The sequence below is a fragment of the Campylobacter sp. MG1 genome, assembly GCF_026616895.1.
Classification (GTDB): Bacteria; Campylobacterota; Campylobacteria; order Campylobacterales; family Campylobacteraceae; genus Campylobacter_E.
Window position 1 is genome coordinate 1 of record NZ_JANYME010000022.1, and the last position, 6245, is coordinate 6245.

A 6245-nucleotide genomic window follows, 5' to 3' on the forward strand; every position below is an offset into this window, starting at 1 on the left:
TAACTGCCTATTAACTCCTAAATCTTTATTTAAATTTAAAAACTCAGCATTTGCTTTATTGTAATAATTTGAATATGTTGTAAAATCAAGCTCATTTGTAAAGTTTTTAGAATATTCTTTATTTACACTACCTAATGCATAACCTGTATATTTGCTTAAAAAATCTCCGAAGTTACTTGCATATTTAGTATAATCAGCTGTATTTGCTATATCTTTATTAATGCCTTTTTGTGCATCTATTGCTCTTTGTATCTCATGACCTGTTGTAGTTATTAGTATTTTAGCATTATTGATATTATTTTGATTTAGATATATTTTGCTGTTTTCATAAGAATAATAGCCTTGTATTTGTTTATTATCTTTACCTAGTTCATTTGTATATATTGTTTGTAATTCACTTGGCGTATAGCCAAGAGTTAGCATTACAGAATTTACTATAGCAGTAGCTATAAGTTTTTTATAGTTTTCATCAATATTTGGATTAGATAATTCATTAGCTATATCAGAATTATTTTTTATTAACTCTCTTATTTCTTGTAATACCTTATATTGCTTTGTGTTTTCATTAAAAAAGTCTGTTATATTTACCTTATTAGTAGTTGCTATTTGCACTATAGCATCATACATAGTACTAGCTGTTTGAGCATCTTCTTTTATATTTTTTCTACCCTCTTTACTAAACCACCTAGTATCTATACTAGCATTAATATTAGAGCTTATATTTGTATTTGCTAGTTCTTTATTTAATTTATTAGTATCCTTGTTTAATCTATCTAATTCATAAGAATTAGCCTTATCTTTTATTATTAAATTTCCATTACCTATAGTAGCTAGTGTTTTAGAGTATGAATAGGATAAATTTTTATTATTTGATATAGATATTGATGAGATTTTTTGATTGTTTTTTTGGTCTTTATTACTAGTATCTTGTGTAGTAAGATTATTTATTTGGTTATTATAATTATTTAGTTGTGTTTTATGTGTATTAACTAGTGATATTTGTTTATTTGATTCTTTATTTAGGTTGTTATAGTTATTGTTTAAATTTTGATTTTCTTTATATTCTTTTTTTTCTTTATTTGTATCATTGTTATTAAATATATAGTTTGCACCTAAGTTTAAACTACTTCCTTTTTCATAGCTGATATTAGATAAATTTTCATAGGTTAGAGTATTTGTGATTAAATTTAAATTAGAATTATCTATAAAATTTCCATCTTTATCATAAAATCCAGCTGCTATTAGTGAGCCTTTTAGGTGGGTGTTATTGTTTGTATTAATATTGACACTATTTCCTGTTATTAATGAAAGAATTGTTTGTTTGTGTAAATAATTATTTTTTGTTTGGTTAAAATTTGCATTTGTGCTACTAGCTTTTATAGTACTAGTATCTACTAAGTGATTTTTATCAAACATACCTTTAGTTGGTATGTTTTTATTTTGGGATTTGGTTAATCCACTAAATCCTACTCCTAAACCAAATCCTATTGATTTAAAATCTCCATCATATCTATCTCTTTGGCTCTCTAAACTTAAATTATTACCTACATTTAAATTTATTTTATTATCTGCTCTAAGGTTAGCCCCTTTTATTATAGTATCATTTGAAGTGTCTATATTTATATCATTTTTAGCTTGTATTTGGCTATTATTATTTATATAGCTTTCATTATTTGTATGAGCTAATTTATAATCTAATCCTAATGCTCCACCGCCTCCACCATAGAATGTAAAACTAGCACTACCATCTATAGTCTTTGTATTTGAGTTATTAGCAAATGTATCTTGGCTTGAAGCTATATTTAAATCTTTTGTTTTTAAATTTATATCATTATTTGCTATTAGATTTGAGCCTTTGATATTTATACTACTATCTTTATCATTATTTGTTTTTATAAAAATATTATTACCAGCACTTAAATTTGAAGCTTTGCTTATTGTTTGTGTAGTTTGTGATTTAGTAACACTTTCGCTTATATTAGCACTTATACCAGCACTAAATCCAAAAGTTTGCGAACTAGCACTTGCACTTGCTACTTGAGTAGCTAGAGCTGATGTTTTTGATGCTAAATTAGTAGTAGCTAAGGCAATATTAGTTATATAATATTTTTCTTCATCTTTTATCTCATCTAAAATTTCAATAATATTCTCTATATCAGAATAACTAATCCCAATTTCTTTATTTTTATATCTTTGTTTTATATCATTTAAATTTTCTTCTAATTTAGATTTTTGTTTTTTATAATCATCATATTCTTTTTTTATGTTTTCAAGTTGTTTAGTAGCATCTTTTATTGCAATTACAGCTGGAGCTATTTGTGCATATTCGTTTTGAATGGTAAGTGAAAGTATTGCCTTTGCTTGTTTTAAGGCTGTATTTGTATCTATAGTATCAGTAGAGTTTAATATATATACATTACCATTTTTAGATATTAAATTTATATCATCAGTAACACCTATATCTAAACCTTGAATTAAAATATTATCATTTGCTACTATATCTATATTACTTGCTTTTAAGCTTGAGTTTATAGCACTATTTTTACTAATTTTATTTGTTGCTTTTTCATAACTAGCTTCTGCAATTTTTAGTTTTATAGATGTATCTTTTTTTAACTCACTTAAAGATTTAGGTTTTAAACCTTTTAAAATATCACTAAATTTAGCTAATTTTATTTGAGTATTTTTAAAAATGCTATATTCATCATGAGTATTAATAGCATTTATAATCTTAATTTCATCGCTTGAATTAATTTTAATTTTATCACTTGCATTTAGATTAGCTGTTATGGTAGCAAAGCTAGTATTTATATTTATATTTTTTGCTATTATATCCGATGGTTTTATTATGCCATCACCACTTCCTTTTTCACTATAAATATTTGTATAAATAGCTTGGTTTCCAATATTAAATAAGCGTAAAACACCTAATAAATTAAAGCTTGATTTTTGATGGATTTCTTGTTTTTGATGGTTTTCATATGAGGCTAAGATATTTAAATTTTTTGTATTTAGATCTAAATTATTATTTACGTATATATTTGATGAGATTATATCTAAATTATTTTTTGCGTTTAAATTAATATCATTTGCAATTAAATTTGAACCTTGTAAATTTAATTTAGCATCCATAACATAATCTAAACTCTTTTTTAATCCTCCAAAGCTTGATTTAGCAACATAAGATGAGTTTAATGTATTATAAGAAGCTGGATTAATAAAGATATTATTACTATCTATTTTTATCTTATCATTAGCTAATAAATTAGTGCCAGATATTAAAGTATCATTTGTATTAATATTTATATTACTTGCACTTAAATTTGATTGAAGTATGTTTTCAGATAAATAATCATATAATTTTGTTTTTTTACTTAAAAATCCTTTACTTTTAATTTCTGTATGAGTATTTATGCTATCTTTTTTAAAGCCTATTAAAAGATTATTATTTGCATTAATATTAATATCTTCTTTAGCATTTAGCTTTGCTGAGAATAAACTTATATCATTTGCATTTATATTAATATTATTAGCTTTTAAATTTGATTGTTTATGAGTGATTATCGTTCCGCTAAAGCTAGTATCAGTTCCTTTTGTGTTAAAAATATTTTTATACTCTATAGTGTCTATATTAATATTTTTATTTGCATTTAATAATATATTATCTTTAGCATTTAAATTTGAGCCATTTATATTAATATTATTTGCATTTAAACCTAAATCATTTGATAAGATTAAACCATCTTTTATAAAGATATTTTCTTTAGTATTAATACTAATAGCATTAGCATATAAATTTGCTTTATAGCTTTCATAATTCTTAGCATTTATATTTATATTATTTGCTTTTATTAAGCCATTATTATAAATATTTCCATCAGTATCAATTATTACATTATTTTTAGCAAGTATTAAAGAGCCAGTATTTATAGTTTTTTTTGTTTTTAAATGGTTAAATGATTTTAGAACAAGGGAATTTGCACTATTAAAGATTTCATTAAATCTACCTAAAATATAAGGCATATTTGCACCACTCATACTATATAAATAACCAGTATTAATTGGGATAAATTTAATATAAGGGATTATTGGGGTAGTAAATATTGGGGCATTAATATTACTTGTTTTATGAGTACTAATTTCATTTTTTGCTATATCTTTAGCATTTATTAAATTTATAGATTTAGCTATAAAATTATTATTAGAAGCAAATATAGAAGGAAGTCCATCTTCATAATATGAATTAGTATATGTACCGCCATAGATATTTTCAGTCTCATACCCAAGGAAACCTATCCCGAAATATTTTGGTACATCCCACTCATAATAAAAATGTGAGTTTGATTCTCTTAATAAATCTACACCAATATTTTTTATAGTAGCTTCATTATCTTTAGCTAAATTATTATTATTTAAATAGCTTTGATTGTTTAACACTAAATCATTATTAGCAAATACATAGCTTTTATTATTTGTCATATTGCTTGTATATATATTTATATCATTTAAAGCTAGGATTTGTGCTGGGATAAAATTATTTAAACTTTCTTTGCTTATGTATTCTTTTGTTAAGGTATATGATATATTTCTTGCTTGTTCTTTATCTTTTATATAACCAGTATTTAGTAAAACTTTATTATTTAATTCATCTAATCTTAGATTATAATAAAGCAAACTCCAATGTGCTCTATCTTTTTTATGTAAATCTAATATATAAAGAGTATTATCAAGACTTAAAGCTCTTTTATAAATTTCATTATATAAATCATCTTCGCTATATATAATATTATTTAATTTCCACTCATTTATGATTTCATCTTTTAACTCTTTTAAATTTATACTTAGATTAAAACTTTTAATTCCACAACATCCAAGATTAATTGTATTTACATTTGTATTTGATTTTATATCTATATTACTTGTTGTATAATTATTTATATTTTTAGAATCAATTATTACATCATTTGCTATGATATTTGAAGAGGCATTATTTAAGGTTTGTGATTTAATATTAATTGTGTTATCAGCTATTATATTAGAACTATTAAAATTAATTAAACTATCTTTAGCCTCTAAGTTAATATTACCTAAACTTATTATATTTGCTTTATTTAAAATACTATTAGCAACTAGATTTGCACTATTATTTACTTGAATTAAATTTGAATTTATTATTTTATCATTAGTGGTTATTTTAAGATTATTTGCAATTATACTACCATCATTATCAAGCTTATTACTTAAAATATCTATATTTAAAATTTCATTGCTAGAAGTTTTCTCATTTACTAAACTAGGTGAATTTAAATTAAAATTATCTTTTGCATAGATGATATTTTTATTTATAATATCACCATTAGCATTTATTTTAATTTCGCTACCAGCTATAATTCCAGCATTATTTACCCCTACTCCATTATTTGTAGCTATTATTTTTATCTTATTAGCATACATTCCACCAAGTGCGGTACTATTAATTGCTACTTCTTTATTATTTTTACCATCTGCTTTTAGATTTAACTCATTTGAATGGATATTTCCAGCTATTTTTATAGCATTTGCTATTATGCTTGTATAATCGCTTGAACTATCATTTAAACCATCTTTTTCTATTGTAATGTAAGAGTTGTTGTCATCTTTTTTTATTGTGATATAAGAATTATTATTAAGATAGCTTATATCTTGATTTTTAGCTATTTGATTTGCATTATTTATATTTACACTAGATGTAGTAAAGGTTGAGCTTTTAGCATTTATGATATTTAAGCCATTAATATTTATACCACTTGGATTAGCTATCATAAGATCAGCTTTACTTCCAGCTATTTCTAAATTACCTTGCAAGTTTGATGGGTTATTAGAATTTATTTTATTTACAATTAATTTAGCACCACCACTTGCTAAATTAGGATTAGCATTTATAAAGCCACCTATATTAGTTTTAGCACCATTATGAGAATTATTTAATATAGTTCCACTCTTAGGAGTATCAAATTTTTTATACTCATTCATTGATATGCCATTATTAGGAGTGGTTATATTTACTATTAAAACATCATTAGGTGTTTTTAGGATTTGGGGTTTATGAGATTTAGGTGCACTGTTATCTATAATAATATCATTAGCAAAGATTGAATTAGGAATGAGTAAAGATAAGATAATGATTAGTGAGATGATTTGTTTTACAGGGCTATTTGGTTTCATTGCTAAAGCCTTTGCATTATTACCTTTTTTATTCATTTTTT

At 23.6% G+C, this 6245-nt stretch carries 1 protein-coding gene; it reads right to left on the bottom strand.

Going from position 1 to position 6245, the window contains the following annotated elements; genetic code table 11:
- Positions 1-6204, bottom strand: a 6204-nt coding sequence (locus NY022_RS09435; RefSeq protein WP_267525610.1) for a hemagglutinin repeat-containing protein, incomplete at its 3' end; no start/stop codon positions are given.
- Positions 6205-6245: the final 41 nt, after the last annotated feature.